Here is a 15,546-nt window from a genome sequence, read left to right as displayed (position 1 = left end):
ATCCGGTCGTAAGGTTCGTGTAAGCCAGCGGGCCTAGCCGCCGACCTTCCTCGCCGCAAGCAGGGGTCAAGGCCGCATCATGTCCATCGAACACGCATCCCCGCCCCTTCCCACCGTCCTGCGGCTCGACCGCCGCGCGCAACTGCGCTGGCTGCTGATCGGCGGCGGCGTGTTCCTGCTGATCTGGCTGGCGATGACCGTGATCCGCGCGCTGACCGCACCGACGCCCACGGCCGACCACCCCTTGCCCCCCGGTACCTTCCAGGCGACGCCCGACCAGCTCGCGCAGATGAAGCTGCTGACGGTCGGCGATGCGGGGGCCGGCGCGCCGCTCGACGCGACCGGCACGATTGCCGTCGATGGCGAGCATAGCGCCCCCGTCACCCTGCCCTTTTCCGGCCGGATCGTGCAGGTGCTGGTCGAGGCGGGGCAGACTGTGCGGCGCGGCCAGCCGCTCCTCCGCCTCGCCTCCAACGATTATGCCGATGCGCGCAACGCCCTGACCACCGCGCGGACCCAGGCCGAATCGGCACAGGCACAGCTCCGCATCGCCGAGGACAATGCCAAGCGGCAGCAGGCGATCTACGCCACCGCCGGCGGCGCGCTGAAGGATTATCGCCAGGCGGCCAGCGACCTGGTCGTGGCGCGCGCCGCCGTCGCCGCCGCGCAAGGCGCGGTCCGCACCGCACAGGACCGGCTGGCGCTGTTCGGCCGCGCCGCCGGCACGGGCGGCCAGGGCGCGGCGATCGTCACCTATACCGCGCCGGTCGCCGGCACCGTCGTCGCCCGCGATGTCGCGCCTGGCGAGTTCGTCGGCGCGGGCGGCGACAAGCCGCTGCTGACCATCGCCGACCTGTCGCGCGTCTGGCTGGTCGCGCAACTGCCCGAGCGCGATGCGGCGGGCGTCCATGTCGGCGATGCCGTGACCGTCACCACCCCCGCCTATCCGGGCCGGCGCTTCGCCGCGGTGATCGACAATGTCGCGGTCGCGCTCGACCCCGTCACCCATCGCCTGGCGGTCCGCGCCACGGTCCGCAACCCGGACGGCGCGCTGAAGCCGGAGATGTTCGCGAGCTTCGCGATCCGCCGCGCCGCGCCGACCGGGCCGGCAGGCGTCCGCGTCCCCTCCGATGCGGTGATCCATGAGGGCGACGGCGCGCGCGTCTGGGTGGCGGGGGCGAACGGGCTGCTCACCGCCCGCACCGTCACCGTCGCCGACAGCGACGATGGCTGGGACCGCGTCACCGCCGGGCTGAAGCCGGGCGAGCGGATCGTCACGGCCGGCGCGCTGTTCGTCAACGAGGCGGGCCTGAACGGCGGGGGTGCCGGCGCATGAACGGCCTGATCGCCACCGCGCTGCGCCAGCGCGTGCTGATGCTGATGCTGCTCGCGGGCATGATCCTGGCGGGCGGCGTCGCCTTCGCGAACCTCAATATCGAAGCCTATCCCGATCCCGTCCCGCCGATGGTCGAGGTGCTGACCCAGTCCAACGGCATCTCCGCCGAGGAGATGGAGCGCGGTGTCACCATCCCGATCGAACAGGCGGTGGCCGGCATCCCCGACCTGAAGGCGGTGCGCACCATCTCGCTGTTCGGCCTGTCCGACGTACGCATCCAGTTCAGCTACAATGTCGGCTTCCGCGAGGCGGAACAGCGCGTGCTCGGCCGCCTGTCGCAGCTCGGCGCCCTGCCCAACAATGCGCAGCCGACCATCTCGCCCACCAGCCCGATCGGCGAGATCTTCCGCTACCGGATCAAGGCGCCGGCCGGCTATTCGGTCATGGACCTGAAGACGCTCCAGGACTGGGTGCTGCAACGCCGGTTCAAGCGGATTCCCGGCGTCGCCGACGTGACCGGCTGGGGCGGCAAGCTGCGCACCTATGAGGTCGTCGTCGACAACGACAAGCTGCTCGCCCACGGCGTCACCCTGGGCCAGGTGCTGGCCGCGATCGGCAAGAGCGACGGCAATGTCGGCGCGCAGACGATCAATTTCGGATCGCAGGCGGCGATCGTGCGCGGTGTCGGGCTGATCCAGTCGACTGACGCGATCCGCCATGTGCTGGTCGGCACCAATGCCGGCAATCCCGTGCTGCTCAGCGACGTCGCCAGCCTGCGCATCGGCAACCAGCCGCGCCTGGGCATCGCCGGGGTCGGGCCGGACGACGACATCGTCATGGGCATCGTGCTGATGCAGCGCGGCGCGCAATCCATGCCGACCATCGAACAGGTGAAGAAGGAGGTCGCGACGATCAACGCGGGCGGCGTCCTGCCCCCCGGCGTCACCCTGGAGCGGATCTACGACCGGTCCGACCTGATCGACGTGACCACGCACACGGTGCTGCACAATCTGATCGAGGGGATCCTGCTGATCTTCCTCCTGCAATGGCTGTTCCTGGGCAATCTGCGCTCGGCGATCATCGTCGCCACCACCATCCCCTTCGCGCTCGCCTTCGCGGTGCTGATCCTGACCCTGCAGGGCGAATCCGCCAACCTGCTGTCGGTCGGCGCGCTCGATTTCGGGCTGGTCGTCGATGCCAGCGTCATCATGGTCGAGAACATCTTCCGCCACATGGTGATGCGCTCGGCCGCGATCGACAGCGGCCGCACCCATGCCAATGCCGCCAGCCGCTTCTCCGCGATCCTGCATGCGGGGTCGGAGGTCAGCCGCGGCATCGCCTTTGCCGCCGCGATCATCATCGCCAGCTTCCTGCCGCTGTTCACGCTGACCGGCGTGGAGGGGCATATCTTCGGCCCGATGGCCAAGACCTATGCCTATGCCATTGCGGGCGGCCTGATCGCCACCTTCACCGTGTCGCCGGTGCTGTCGGCGCTGCTGCTGCCCGACAATCTGGACGAGGTGGAGACCTGGATCGTCCGCAAGCTGCGGGGGATTTACCGCCCCGCCGCCGCCTTCGCGCTCGGCAACCGGATGCTGACCCTGGGCGGCACCGCGCTGCTGATGGTCGCCGCCCTGGTCGCGGTCCACGGCCTGGGCGTCGAGTTCCTGCCGCATCTGGAGGAGGGCAATCTCTACATCCGCGCCTCGCTCCCCGCCTCGGTCTCGCTGGAGGCCGGGCAGCCGACGGTGAACGGCATCCGCCGCATCATCGCCAGCTATCCGGAGGTGCAGCGCGTCATCTCCACGCATGGCCGGCCCGATGACGGCACCGACGCCACCGGCTTCTTCAACGCCGAATTCTACACGCCGCTCAAACCCGCCAACGAATGGCCGAGCGGCGTGACCAAGGACACGCTGACCCGCGAGCTCCAGGCGAAGCTCCAGGCCCGCTATCCCGGCGTCGAGTTCGAATTCTCGCAATATATCCAGGACAATGTCGAGGAAGCCTCCTCGGGCGTGAAGGGCGCCAATTCGGTCAAGGTCTTCGGCCCCGACCTCGCCACGCTGGAGAAACTGTCCGCCCGCATCCAGGCGGAGATGGCCAAGGTGCGCGGCATCACCGATCTCGGCGTGTCCGACTCGCTCGGCCAGCCGACCGTGCGGATCGACGTCGATCGCGCCGCCGCCGCGCGCTACGGCCTGACGCCCGACGACATCAACACCACGGTCGCCGCCGCGATCGGCGGGCAAAGCCCCGGCGACCTGTACGAGACCGGCACCGACCGCCACTTCCCGATCGTCGTGCGCCTCCGCCCCAATGAGCGCGACAGCCTGGAATCGATCCGCCGCATCACCATCGGCGCGCCCGCCGCCAACGGCAACGGCATCGTCCAGGTGCCGCTGTCCGAAGTCGCCAAGGTCCGCCTCACCTCCGGCGCGTCCTTCGTCTATCGCGAGCATCAGGAACGCTACATCCCGATCAAGTTCAGCGTCCGCGACCGCGACCTGGGCGGCGCGGTGGGCGAGGCGCAGGCGCGCGTCGCCCAGGCCGTGCCGCTGCCCGCCGGCTATCACCTGGAATGGGCCGGCGAGCTGGGCAACCTGACCAGCGCGGTCGACCGGCTGGAGGTGGTCGTGCCGATCAGCCTGGGGCTGATTTTGATCCTGCTCTACGCCAATTTCTCCTCGGTCACCGACACACTGATGGCGTTCAGCGTCATCCCGATGGCGATCGTCGGCGGCGTGCTGGCGCTGGCGCTGACCGGCACCCCGTTCAGCATCTCCGCCGCGATCGGCTTCGTCGCGCTGTTCGGCATCGCGGTGATGGACGGCATCCTGATGGTGACGACCTTCAACCAGGCGCTGGACGGCGGCATGGCACGGGCGGAGGCGCTCGCCACCACCGTCGACACGGCGCTCCGCCCGGTGGTGATGACCTGCGCCGCCGCCGCGATCGGCCTGCTGCCCGCCGCCGTCTCGACCGGCATCGGCAGCCAGGTGCAAAAGCCCTTGGCGCTGGTCGTGGTCGGCGGCATGGCGCTCGCCCCCGTGCTGATCCTGCTGGTCATGCCGGTGCTGATCGACCGCTTCTCGCGCCATGTCTCGCCCGAGGAGCGCGGGCCGCACGGCCACGCGCTGCCCCATCATCCCACCCAATCCGGGGAGCAGCCGGCATGACCTGTTCGCCTCGCACCCTCGCCCTGCTGCTCGGCACCGCCGCCCTGTCAGCCTGTTCGGTCGGACCGCAGCATCCCCGGGTCGACCTGCCCCTGTCGCCGCCGGTCGCCGCCGCCACGCTGACGGCCAGCGCGGGCTCGACGCAGCGGATCGAACCCGGCCGCCCCGCGCCCGCCGACTGGTGGACGCGCTTCGGCAGCCCCCGGCTCGACGCGCTCGTCGCCCGCGCGCTGGCCGCCAATACCGACCTGGCGGCGGCGGAGGCGACCTTGCGCCAGGCCCGCGAACTGCGCGGCGTCGCGCGCGGCAATGCCGGGCCGCAGGTCGATGCCGGCTATCAGGCGGAGCGGGCGCGGGTGTCCAATGCACTGTCCTCGCCGCTCGCCAATGTGGCCGACACGCTCTACACGCTGCACACCAGCCAATTGTCGGTCACCTATCCGCTCGACCTGTTCGGCGGGCAGCGCAGCCGCATCCGCTCCGCCGCCGCCGCCGCCTCGGTCGCCGCCGCCCGGCTCGACGCGGCCCGGACCAGCGTCGTCGCCAATCTGGCCCTGGCGGTGATCGAACAGGCCGCGCTCCAGGCGCAGATCGACGCCGCCGCCAGCGCGATCCGTTCCAACCGCGAAATCCTCGACCTTCTCCGCCGTCGCCAGGCGCTGGGCGAGATCGGCGCGGCGGACGTGGCGGCGCAGGCCAGCGCGCTCGCCACGGCGGAGGCGGTGCTGCCGCCGCTCCAGCGCCAGGCGCAGCACCAGCGCGCGCTGGTCGCGACGCTGACCGGCACCGCCCCCGGCGCCGCGACGCTCGACCTGCCGAACCTGTCCGAACTGCGCCTGCCGACCGAATTGCCGGTCGCGCTGCCCGCCGATCTGGTCGCCGCGCGACCGGACGTGCGCGCCGCCGTCGCGCAGATGGAGGGCGCCGCCGCCGATCTCGGCACCGCCATCGCCGCGCGGCTGCCCAGCCTCACCCTGTCGGGCAATGCCGGCGGCTCGGCCCAGCGGTTCGAGCGGATGTTCGCGACCGGCAATCCATTCTACGCGCTGATCGGCGGCCTCACCGCGCCGATCTTCCACGCCGGCGCACTCCGCCACCAGCAACGCGCCGCCGAGGCCGCGCTCGACATCGCCAAGGCCGAGTATCGCGGCGCGGCGCTCCAGGCGTTCGTCGATGTCGATGACGCGCTCGCCGGCCTGCGCAGCGACGCCACCGCGCTCGACGCCGCGACCCGCGCGCGCGACGCCGCCGACCAGTCGCTGGGCTTCACGCGCCGCCAGCTCCAACTCGGCGGCGTCGGCACGCTGGCACTGCTGAACGCCAGCGCCGCCGCCGCCCAGGCCTCGTCCGCCCGCATCCAGGCGGAGGCGGCGCGGCTCGCCGACACGGTCGCGCTGTTCCAGGCGGTCGGCGGCCCCATTCCCGCATCCGCGACGGAGACCCGCCCATGACCGGCTTCCACGCCCCGCCCAGCGACCGGCTGGTGCTCGCCCCCTCGGGCCTGCACGCGGTCGCGGTGGCGCGGACGATCGACGCGCGCGTCTTCCTCGACCCCGCCGCGCCGGTCACCGGCATCGCCCGGCCGCTCGCCCGGCGCTTGCCCGGCATGCCCCAAGTGTCGGACACCGGCGTGACGACGCTGCCCCGCCCGCTCCATATCCGCTTCGTGCGTCCCTATGCCGATCTCCGCCGCGCGCGCTTCCTCCCCCTGCTGCCGGACGGCGCGCTGCTCGATCTCGGCCGCGACGTGCTGGGCACGGTCACTATCCGCCTCGACCTGAAGGCGGGCCAGGTTCGCAGCCTCGCCGCGCGCGATGCCGCAAGCCTTGCCGACCATGCCACCCGCATCCCGGTGACGCTGCGGGACGATGCGCTGACGATGCCGGGCCAGCTCGACGGTCAAGCGGTCACCGTCCGCTTCGACACCGCCCCGCACGACCAGCCGCCGCCGCCCGCCACCCTGTCGGTGACCATCGGCGGCACGCCCCTGCCCGGCCGCCGCGACGCCGATGGCGCCGTATCGATCGGCTGGGACGCCTTCGCCGACCGTCGCCTGGTGCTCGACCTGCCGCATGGCGCGATCTGGCTGGATTGAGCGCCGGCGGAACCCGTCGTGCCGGCAAAGCGGGCCGCCACCACCCGCGCAACGAAAAAGGGCGGTGGACGCCGCGTCGCGCCCACCGCCCTTTTCCTGCCAGACCACCCCTTCGAAGTGATCCGCCCGGTCTTTACTTGCCGAATTCCAGCGCCGCCTTGCGCTTGGGCGTCTGATCGACCGGCTGGCCCGCATATTCGCGGATACCCCAGGCGCCGCCCGCCCCGGCCATGCCGGTGGCGCTGTACAAGGTCATCACGTCGTTCACCTGGCTCTTCCAAGTCGCAATATAGCTCTTGTACAGATCGTACATCACCGCCGACCGGTTGATGTCCTGCACCCGCGCCGCACCGCCATTGGTGAAGTCGACGACATGCTGGCCGCCTTCATAGGTGATCAGGCGCTTGCCATATTGCTTGGCGGTATCCTGGTTCCCCGTGATATCCTTCATCGTCTGGGCCAGGCCGGCGCGCAGCGACGCCTGCCGCTCGACCAGGCTGCGCCCCGTCACGTCGCCGGCATAGTTGAAATAGGGCGCGATCGCGATCGCATCGACATTCGACGCCACTTCCGGCGCGGCCAGCACCTGCTGGCCGACCCAGGGATTGGCGCTCTGCGAACCGATCACGCGCACCAACTGCCCCGGCCGGTCGGCGAACACCTTCGCCCAGATCTTCATCGCCCAGACCGTCTTCTGCGAATAGCGCTTCAGATTGGCGATGAACCCGTTGGTGTCGAGACCGGCCGCCAGACCTTCGGACTGGATCTGGTGCGCCAGCGGGAAAGCATAGTTCCAGTTCTCGTTGCCGATCTCGACATAGGCCCGCCGGTTCGACGCCAGATTGTCATGCACCAGCTTGGCCATGCGGGTCACATAATCCTCGTCCGCATTCCACGGGATGGTGAACCAGGGATCGGCCCCCACCGTATTGGCGAGCAGGACCATATTCTCCAGCGCCACGCCCCGCGCATGATCACCCTGGTTGACGCCGGTCGGCAGCGTCCGCTCCGCCCAGGTGATCTTGGCCGGATTGGTATTGGTCGCCGACCAGTCCAGGAAGCGCAACACGCTATAGGGCTTCAGGCTGTCGATCAGCTGCGAGGCGAACATCTGGTCGCGCGGCGCATTCTTCTCCCGGCAGTCGAGATCGCGCACGGGATCGTTCGCCGGCACGCCCGACACGTTGATCCAGTTGCGCGTATTGCCCTCGGGCGGCGGACCGGCCGGCCAGTCGAAGGTCAGGACATGATCGCCGCGGACCAGGTTCTTGCGCGACCCGCCGATATTCACGTCGCCCGAGCCCGCCCAAGTGCAGCGGATAGCGACGCTCTGGCCGTTGAACACCTGCGACGGCGGCGTCATCACATAGGCATAGCTCTTGTTCGTCGGAACCTGCTTGGGCATTCCGTAGGTGTCGAGCTGGCCATTCGGCAGGGACTGCCAGCCATTGTTGGTATCGACCCAGCCATGACCGGAAACCAGGTTCATGAAGGTGTATTCGTTGGAATAATAGTCCACGGGGGCGACGTTGATACCCAGGCCGAACCCCTTGGCGGACGGCGATGGGGCCGGCGTGGGGGCCGGTGTCGGGGTCGGGGTCGGCTTGGGCACGCCCTTGAGCACGAAGATCGTCGGGGTGGACGAGTCGACCGACCCCTTGCCGGTCACGACACCCACCGAACCCACGGCGGCCACCGCCGTCGCGCCGGCCACCAGCGCCGTGGATGGCGTAGTCGCGACGGCCTTCACAGCGGCAATCATCTTAGCAATAGAAGTACCAGTCATGGACTACTCCAGTTAAAGCTTTGGCGTCGATCGCGAAGGGCTCTATCCTTCGCGATCCTGCTGTTTTCCTAAATATAGCTTACTGATCCACACCGGATTAAAGATCAGAGATACCGATGACTTAACGATATGGTGCGATCAATTTCTTTTTTACGGATTTTGAAGCTGCTGTAACCGCTTGGCATGCCAAGAAATAGACGGGGGTTCCACCTATCGACCGAATTCGAGGGCGGCTCGCCGCTTCGGCGTCTGGTCGACGGGCTGTCCGGCATATTCCCGCATGCCCCAGGCCCCGCCGCCGCCGGCCGGACCCGTGGCGCTGTACAGCACCATCAGGTCGTCCGACCGCGCCTTCCAACCCTCGATATAGCTCTTGTACAAGTCGTACATGGTGGCGGACCGGTTGACCTCCTGCACGCGCGTACCGCCCCCGGTGGTCATGTCGACGACATGCTGGCCGCCTTCATAAGTGATCAGCCGCTTGCCATATTTCTGCGCGGTCACCTTATTGTCCGCGATGGCGCGCAACGTGATGTCCAGGCCCGCCTTGAGCGAGGCCAGCCGGTCGCTGAGCGAACCGGTGGAATCACTGTCCTTGGCGAGGTTGAAATAGGGCGCGATGGCGAGTGCATCGACATTGGCGGCGAGTTCTGGCGCGGCCAGGACCTGCTGACCCACCCAGGGGTTGGCGCTTTGCGCAGAGGCGACGCGGACCAGCTGGCCCGGCCGATCGGCGAAGACCTTCGCCCAGATCTTCATCGCCCAAACCGTCTTCTGCGAGTAACGCTTCAGGTTCGCGGCGAAGGCGTTGGTATCGAGACCGGCGGCAAGTCCCTCCGCCTGGATTTGGTGCGCCAGCGGGAAGGCATAGTTCCAATTCTCGTTGCCCAGCTCGACATAGACACGTCGGCCGGAATCCAGCGAGTCATGGACCAGCTGCGCCATGCGCGTGACATAGTCTTCGTCCGCATTCCACGGAATGGTGAACCAGGGATCGGAACCCACCTGATTGGCCAGCGCCACCATATATTCCAGCGCGACGCCGCGCGGACGATCCGCCTGGTTGATGCCGTTCGGCAATGATCGGTTCGCCCAGGTCACCGAGGCCGGATTCTGATTGGCCGGCGACCAGTCAAGGAAGCGTATCACGGAAAACGGCTTCAAGCTCTCGATAAGCTGCGTGGAGAAGATCTGGTCCCGCGGTGCGCCCTGCTCCCGGCAGTCGAGATTGCGGACCGGATCGGTCGCACTGACATTCGACAGGCTCATCCAGTTGCGACTATTACCTTCCGGCGCGGGCGCGGCCGTCCAATCGAACGTCAGGACATGGTCGCCGCGCACCAGGTTCTTCCGGTATCCGCCGATATTGACGTCACCGGTACCGGTCCAGGTGCAGCGAACGCCGACCACCTGGCCGTTGAACACCTGCGACGGCGGGGTCATGACCCGGGCATAGCTTTTGCCCGCCGCCATCTGCTTGATCATGCCGAGCGAGTCGATTTCGCTCTCCGGCACGGCCTGCCAGCCTGTGGCGGTGTCGACCCAGGTATGGCCGGTCAGCAGGTTCATGAACGTATATTCGTTCGAGAAGTAATCGACCGATGAAACGTTCACCCCCAGACCGAAGCCGGCGCGCGATGGCGAACTGGCTGGCGTGGGTGTGGGGGTCGGACTGGGCGTTGGCGTCGGCGTGGGGGCCGGCGTTGGCGTCGGCGTGGGGGCCGGCGTCGGCGTCGGTGTGGGGGCCGGTGTCGGCGTCGGCGTTGGAGCCGGCGTCGGTGTCGGCGTGGGAGCCGGCGTTGGGCTGGGCGTCGGCGTGGCGACCGGAACGACGGTCACGCCGGACGATGCCGTACCGACATCCCCGCTGCCGCCGCCACCGCCACAGGCCGACAGCAGCACCGCACCCGACAGGGCCGTAAGCGCCAGATGGGCGCGACGATTGTTCCGGCGCAGCACCACGGCCGCGCCATCGCGCAAGTAACTGATCATGCCGTTAAGTTCCCCGACCACTCTATGAAGGTCGAAGTAAGTGAAAAGGGTTGCGGGTCGATTAACGGAACCAACCAGAAAAGTTTGGTTTACAGTCGCTTAGCCAAGGCGTGGCAAAGCATCGGCAAGTCGTGGAAGTTGATCGGTTTTTACTAGTTGTTAACCACGGCTTTAAGCTTTGGAACCATTTTCCCGCAACAATCGTTGCGGGTCCGCGTTTTACGCGGGCCGGTAGAGACGACTCGACGAGCATCAAATGCGGGCCGCGATTTTATTTGTGTGAGGACATTCTGGCCCGACAGTGCGTCATCGCCTCACCATTGCCATGAGAGGCGATTCGCAGACCTGGGCAGTCTGGCGGACGCGACAAAAAAGGGGGGCGGCCACGCCACCCCCCTTTCGGATCAACAATTGCGGAGCCGCGATTGTTATTCGGATACGGCATCCGCCGGCTTGCGACCACGCTTCGCCGGGGTGGATGCTTCGGCGGACTTGCGCGCGCCGGGCTTGCGACCCAGGCCGATCTTCTTCGCCATGGCGCGACGGCTTTCCGAATAATTCTCGGCCACCATCGGGTAATCGGGCTTCAGGCCGTAACGCTCGCGATATTCCTGCGGGGTCAGGCCATTGGTGGCCAGATGACGACGCAAGGTCTTGTAGGGCTTGCCATCGATCATCGAGATGATGTGATCCTTGGACGCCAGTGACTTTCGCGCGCTGACCGCGGGGACATATTCACCCTGCGGTTCGGCGGCGGGGGCGACACTGCCATTGCCGAGTAACGCCGACACGGTGTCATGCATCTTGCCCAGGAAAGCCGGCACGTCTTCGGCCGACGTGCGCGTATTGGGATTTCCCAGCCACGCAATAGTCAGCTCGGTCGCCAGCTCTACGGCATTATTGTCGGTCGTATCGTCTACCATGGTCGCTCCTCTTCGCCGCCAGCCCTAACGCTCCTGTACTGGCCGTCAACATCCGAAATGAACATTTTTGAGATTTAGATCAAAGCTGATCCGGTTCGATCGCCCAGAATCATGATGTCGCAAAACCGGTTGTAAACTTTTCCAGGCCCCGAGGGTTTCCACCCCAGAAACGATTGGCCGCAACCCATGGAGCGACGCTGGTGAATACAACGGAATCCCTTACCCATTTCGAACGGCTGCAACTCGGGCTGGTTGAGATGCAGAAAGCGGCGATCGAGTCGGGCAAGCGCATGATCCTGGTGCTGGAGGGGCGCGACGGGGCGGGCAAGGATGGTACGATCAAGCGGCTGACCGAACATCTGTCGTCCCGCGCCACCCGCGTCGTCGCGCTGCCCAAGCCGACCGAACGCGAACGGTCGCAATGGTATTTCCAGCGATATGTCCAACATCTTCCCGCCGCGGGCGAGTTGGTGATCTTCAACCGCTCCTGGTACAATCGCGCCGGGGTCGAGGTGGTGATGGACTTCTCCACCCGAGACGAACAGGCCGAGTTCCTGCGCGACGCGCCCGATTTCGAGCGGATGCTGGTCGAGAGCGGCATCGGCCTGCTCAAGGTCTGGCTCGACATCACCAAGGAGGAGCAGCACAAACGGCTGAAGTCGCGGCGGACCAATCCGCTGAAGAGCCTGAAGGTGTCCGACATGGATGCGGTGGCGCAGGATCGCTGGGCCGACTATTCCGCGGCGCGCGACACCATGTTGCTGCGCACCCACACGCCGCTCGCCCCCTGGTTCTGCGTCCGCGCCGACGACAAGCCTGTCGCGCGCAAGGCGATCATGAAGCATGTGCTGAATCATTTCGCCGATCCGGGCATCGCCCGCACCGCCAAGCGTCCCGATCCGGACATCCTCTTCCCGTTCGAGGCGGCGGCGATCACCGACGGTCGACTGGCCCCCTGATCCCGGCAGGCCTCCTGCCCTAAAAAGGCAATGCAATCATGGCGCGGCGGCCCCCAGGACCGCCGCGCCGGGGGCCGTCAGCCGCAGCGGACGTTGCCCGCCCCCATCTTCGTCACCTTGCACTGCGCGCCGCCCTGGATGGTGACATCGCCCGCGCCCAGGATCGTCACATCCGCATGGCGGGTCACGGTGGCGGCGATATTGCCGGACCCGGCGATGGTGATGTCGGCCGATTCGCTGCGCAGCGGCTGCGCCCGCACCTTGCCCGAGCCGCCGATCGACACCTCCAGCTCACCCGCCGTGCCCGCCGCCGCGACATCGCCCGAGCCGCCGATCGCGAACTCGACCTTGCGCACGTTCAGCCCGCGAATGTCGAGCGTGCCGGAGCCGCCGATATTGCCCTCGAACCGCTCCCCCTCGACCCGGTCGACCGTGATCGTACCGGAGCCGCCGATATCCGCGCCCCGGATGCGCGGCATGGTGACGGTGAAATGCACCTTGCCGCTCTTGCCCCAGGTGACGCCGCGCTGCCGCGACAGTTTCAGCGTATCGCCGTCGCGCGTGACCTTCAGCTTGTCGAGCGCCTCGGGCGAACCCGTCGCGGTGACCGAATAGGCCGGACCGACGCGGACATCGACATCGCCCGCCGCGGCCAGCGCGATGGTGGTGAAACCCTCGACCGGATAGGTCCGGCTGTCGCCGCTGCCGACGCCGGCGATGCCTGCCTCCTCCTTGTCCTGCTTGTCGCTCCAGTTCATCGAGCAGGCCGCGACGGGCATGGCCAGGATGGCAAGGGCGATGGCGGCATGGTGACGGCGAATCATCGAACGGTCTCCCCTATGTGTATTGCCTAGATAATACACGCCGGGTTCACGTTGCAACAGTCTTATGCGGCGTGGGAGGCCTTAGCGGACATCACTATCGTGCTCCTGCGCAGGCAGAAGCCCAAGGCCGCCGCCTCCATAAAGCCTTGTTCTTGCTCGACTTGCCTTCCTGCGACCGCCGGGGTCGAACAGGACACTGCCACCGCCAAACCCGGCCGGTGCCCATGGCAACCCCACGAAAAAGGGGCGGCCCGTCACCGGACCGCCCCCTTGCATTCACCGGGAAAACCCGGCCGCCCGATCAGGCCGCCGGCTTTTCCTTGTTGTAGATCGCGGCGGCGGCGCGCAGGATGTCGAGGATCTTCTCCAGCGCCTTGGGCTCGTCGACCTGCTCCATCGCGGCCAGCTCGCGCGCCAGCCGGCTGGCGGCGGCTTCGAAGATCTGGCGCTCGGAATAGCTCTGCTCGGGCTGGTCGTCGGCGCGGAACAGGTCACGCACCACCTCGGCGATCGAGGCCAGGTCGCCCGAGTTGATCTTCGCCTCATATTCCTGGGCGCGGCGCGACCACATGGTGCGCTTCACCTTGGGCTTGCCCTTCAGCGTCTCCATCGCCTCGCGCATCGTCTTGTCCGAAGACAATTTGCGCATGCCGACGCTTTCCGCCTTGTTGGTCGGCACGCGGAGCGTCATCCGCTCCTTTTCGAAGCGCAGCACATAGAGTTCGAGGCTGGTGCCCGCGATTTCCTGTTTCTGCAGCTCGATTACCCGGCCCACGCCGTGCTTGGGATAGACAACATAATCGCCGACGTCGAAGAACAGCGCCTTGGCAGCCATATAGGGCCTTTCATCGAATCGGGCTTCCGGCCATAGGGTCGGCGGACAGCCCTGAACTTGAGTGCGGACAGGCGGGCGGCAGAAAGCGCCCGTCAGTGGCTCCTTTAACACAACAGCACGAAAAATGCCAGCCTCTCGTCCGGTTCGGATACGATAGGCTCAGCGCCCGGCCGGCGGATCGTGGCGCGCCAGGAAGCCGCGCAGCATCGCCACCGTCTCCGCTGGGCGATCGGTGAACAGCGAATGCGCCGCGCCGGGCACCACGCCATAGTCCGCACCCGTCACCCGGTCCGCGAACAGTGCGGCGGTGGCGGGCCGCGCCTCGTCATATTGCCCGACCAGGAACAGGGTGCGGGCGCCGTCCAGTCGGCCGAGCAGCGGCTCGCCGTCATAGTCGCGCAAACGGCCGGTCGCGGAGAACTCGCTCTTCCCCCACATCGCCTCATAGAGGCGCGCGTCGAAGCCGCGTCCGGCCTGCGTGCGCTGATAGGCGGTCATGGCCGGCGACGGGCGCCCCCGGCGGTTGAACCGCGCATAGAATTGCTCCGTGGCGGCATCGCAGATCGCAGCAGCCGGCGGCGTGGGCGTCTCGCAGGCAGCCAGCACGCCGCGCGTCGCCTGCGGCAGGGTGGCACGGAGCGCGTCCGCATCGGCGATCCAGCTGCGCGTCGAGATCAGCGGGCTCGCCAGCACCAGGGCGGCGAGCGGGTCCGCCGTCCCGCGCATGTGCCGCGCGCCATATTCCAGCGCGATCGTGCCGCCCCAGCTATGGCCGCAGACATGCCAGCGCGGCACGCCCAGCCCGGTCCGCACCGCCTCCAGCTCGTCGACGAAGCGAGTCACCGTCCAGTTGGCGGGGTCCTGCGGCCAGTCCGACCGGCCACTGTCGAGCTGGTCGTAGAAGATGACCGCGCGCTCGCCCGCGAGCGCTAGCGCGGGCAGATAGCTGCCATGCGTACCGCCGGGGCCGCCATGCACGATCACCAGCGGCGGGCGCGGTCCGCGCAGGTCGCCGTTGACACGCACATAGACGCGCCCGCCCGGCACCCGCAGCATCGCCTCGCGCGTCGGGGCGGGATAGGCGGTCGGCTCGGCCGCGAAAAGGCGCACCGAGCGGGCGGCGGCGAACGCCGCGCCCATGCCCCCCAGCATCGTCCGGCGACTGAGCGTCATTCCTGCCTGCTCCACGCTCCATCTCCCCACCCGGACGGAGGCCGGGATGGTCCGATGGAGTGTTGCGAAGGTCGCGCGAACGCGCCGATCAGTCGCCCGCGCCGGGCTCGGGCGAGAAGAACTGGTCGTACTTGTCGGCCACGCCCTTCATCGCATCGGCATCGGGCGGCGTCTGGTCCAGCTTGCGCGTGACGTTGGGCCATTGCGTGGAGAAGGTGGCGTTCAGCTCCAGCCACTTCTCCAGCCCATTCTCGGTATCGGGCAGGATCGCCTCGGCCGGGCATTCCGGCTCGCACACGCCGCAGTCGATGCATTCCGACGGATTGATGACGAGCATGTTCTCGCCCTCATAGAAGCAATCCACCGGACAGACTTCGACACAGTCCATATACTTGCAGCGGATGCACGCGTCGGTGACGACGTAGGTCATTGGGAAACACTCCG

Annotated in this window: 12 protein-coding genes; 5 read left to right on the top strand and 7 right to left on the bottom strand. The window is 67.7% G+C overall.

Annotated elements, in window-relative coordinates; all coding sequences use genetic code 11:
* The first annotated feature begins 79 nt into the window (after positions 1-79).
* The 4 genes from QE452_RS16815 to QE452_RS16800 are packed head-to-tail and all read left to right on the top strand — an operon-like array spanning position 80 to position 6,610.
* Complete coding sequence (locus tag QE452_RS16815) at positions 80-1,336, top strand: efflux RND transporter periplasmic adaptor subunit (RefSeq protein WP_309659152.1); 1,257 nt, start codon at positions 80-82, stop codon at positions 1,334-1,336.
* Positions 1,333-4,515: a CusA/CzcA family heavy metal efflux RND transporter gene (locus tag QE452_RS16810; protein ID WP_309659153.1), complete on the top strand. Its 3,183-nt coding sequence runs from the start codon at positions 1,333-1,335 to the stop codon at positions 4,513-4,515. Before QE452_RS16815 ends, QE452_RS16810 begins: the two co-directional genes overlap by 4 nt.
* Positions 4,512-5,966 carry an efflux transporter outer membrane subunit gene (locus QE452_RS16805; RefSeq protein ID WP_309659154.1) on the top strand — a complete coding sequence of 485 codons (1,455 nt, stop codon included), beginning with the start codon at positions 4,512-4,514 and terminating at the stop codon, positions 5,964-5,966. The genes QE452_RS16810 and QE452_RS16805 overlap by 4 nt, the downstream gene beginning before the upstream one ends.
* On the top strand, positions 5,963-6,610 hold the full coding sequence (locus QE452_RS16800) for a hypothetical protein (RefSeq protein WP_309659155.1): 648 nt from the start codon (positions 5,963-5,965) through the stop codon (positions 6,608-6,610). Before QE452_RS16805 ends, QE452_RS16800 begins: the two co-directional genes overlap by 4 nt.
* A 133-nt stretch (positions 6,611-6,743) precedes the next feature.
* On the opposite strand, the gene QE452_RS16795 is transcribed toward QE452_RS16800, so the two are convergent.
* The 3 genes from QE452_RS16795 to QE452_RS16785 form a co-directional block, all read right to left on the bottom strand.
* Positions 6,744-8,360, bottom strand: a complete 1,617-nt coding sequence (locus QE452_RS16795; protein ID WP_309659156.1) for a hypothetical protein — start codon at positions 8,358-8,360, stop codon at positions 6,744-6,746.
* 246 nt (positions 8,361-8,606) lie between these two features.
* Positions 8,607-10,388 carry a hypothetical protein gene (locus QE452_RS16790; protein ID WP_309659157.1) on the bottom strand — a complete coding sequence of 594 codons (1,782 nt, stop codon included), beginning with the start codon at positions 10,386-10,388 and terminating at the stop codon, positions 8,607-8,609.
* 428 nt (positions 10,389-10,816) lie between these two features.
* Positions 10,817-11,311 (bottom strand): MucR family transcriptional regulator, encoded by a 495-nt coding sequence (locus tag QE452_RS16785; protein ID WP_309659158.1) that lies wholly within the window; start codon positions 11,309-11,311, stop codon positions 10,817-10,819.
* 200 nt (positions 11,312-11,511) lie between these two features.
* Between QE452_RS16785 and ppk2 the strand changes: the two genes are divergently transcribed.
* Positions 11,512-12,270 (top strand): polyphosphate kinase 2, encoded by a 759-nt coding sequence (gene ppk2, locus QE452_RS16780; protein WP_309659159.1) that lies wholly within the window; start codon positions 11,512-11,514, stop codon positions 12,268-12,270.
* 77 nt (positions 12,271-12,347) lie between these two features.
* On the opposite strand, the gene QE452_RS16775 is transcribed toward ppk2, so the two are convergent.
* From QE452_RS16775 to fdxA, 4 genes are all read right to left on the bottom strand, one after another.
* Entirely contained in the window at positions 12,348-13,094 is a 747-nt protein-coding gene (locus QE452_RS16775; RefSeq protein WP_309659160.1) for a head GIN domain-containing protein, read from the bottom strand.
* 301 nt (positions 13,095-13,395) lie between these two features.
* Positions 13,396-13,929 carry a CarD family transcriptional regulator gene (locus QE452_RS16770; RefSeq protein WP_125996202.1) on the bottom strand — a complete coding sequence of 178 codons (534 nt, stop codon included), beginning with the start codon at positions 13,927-13,929 and terminating at the stop codon, positions 13,396-13,398.
* Positions 13,930-14,088: 159 nt separating this feature from the next.
* Positions 14,089-15,102: a proline iminopeptidase-family hydrolase gene (locus tag QE452_RS16765; protein ID WP_309659161.1), complete on the bottom strand. Its 1,014-nt coding sequence runs from the start codon at positions 15,100-15,102 to the stop codon at positions 14,089-14,091.
* 88 nt (positions 15,103-15,190) lie between these two features.
* Complete coding sequence (gene fdxA, locus QE452_RS16760; RefSeq protein WP_309659162.1) at positions 15,191-15,532, bottom strand: ferredoxin FdxA; 342 nt, start codon at positions 15,530-15,532, stop codon at positions 15,191-15,193.
* Positions 15,533-15,546 lie beyond the last annotated feature (14 nt).

It is taken from the genome of Sphingomonas sp. SORGH_AS_0438 (genome assembly GCF_031453475.1).
Taxonomy (GTDB): domain Bacteria; phylum Pseudomonadota; class Alphaproteobacteria; order Sphingomonadales; family Sphingomonadaceae; genus Sphingomonas.
Note: the sequence above shows the minus strand (reverse complement) of the source record. Positions and strands in the feature narration are given on the sequence as shown.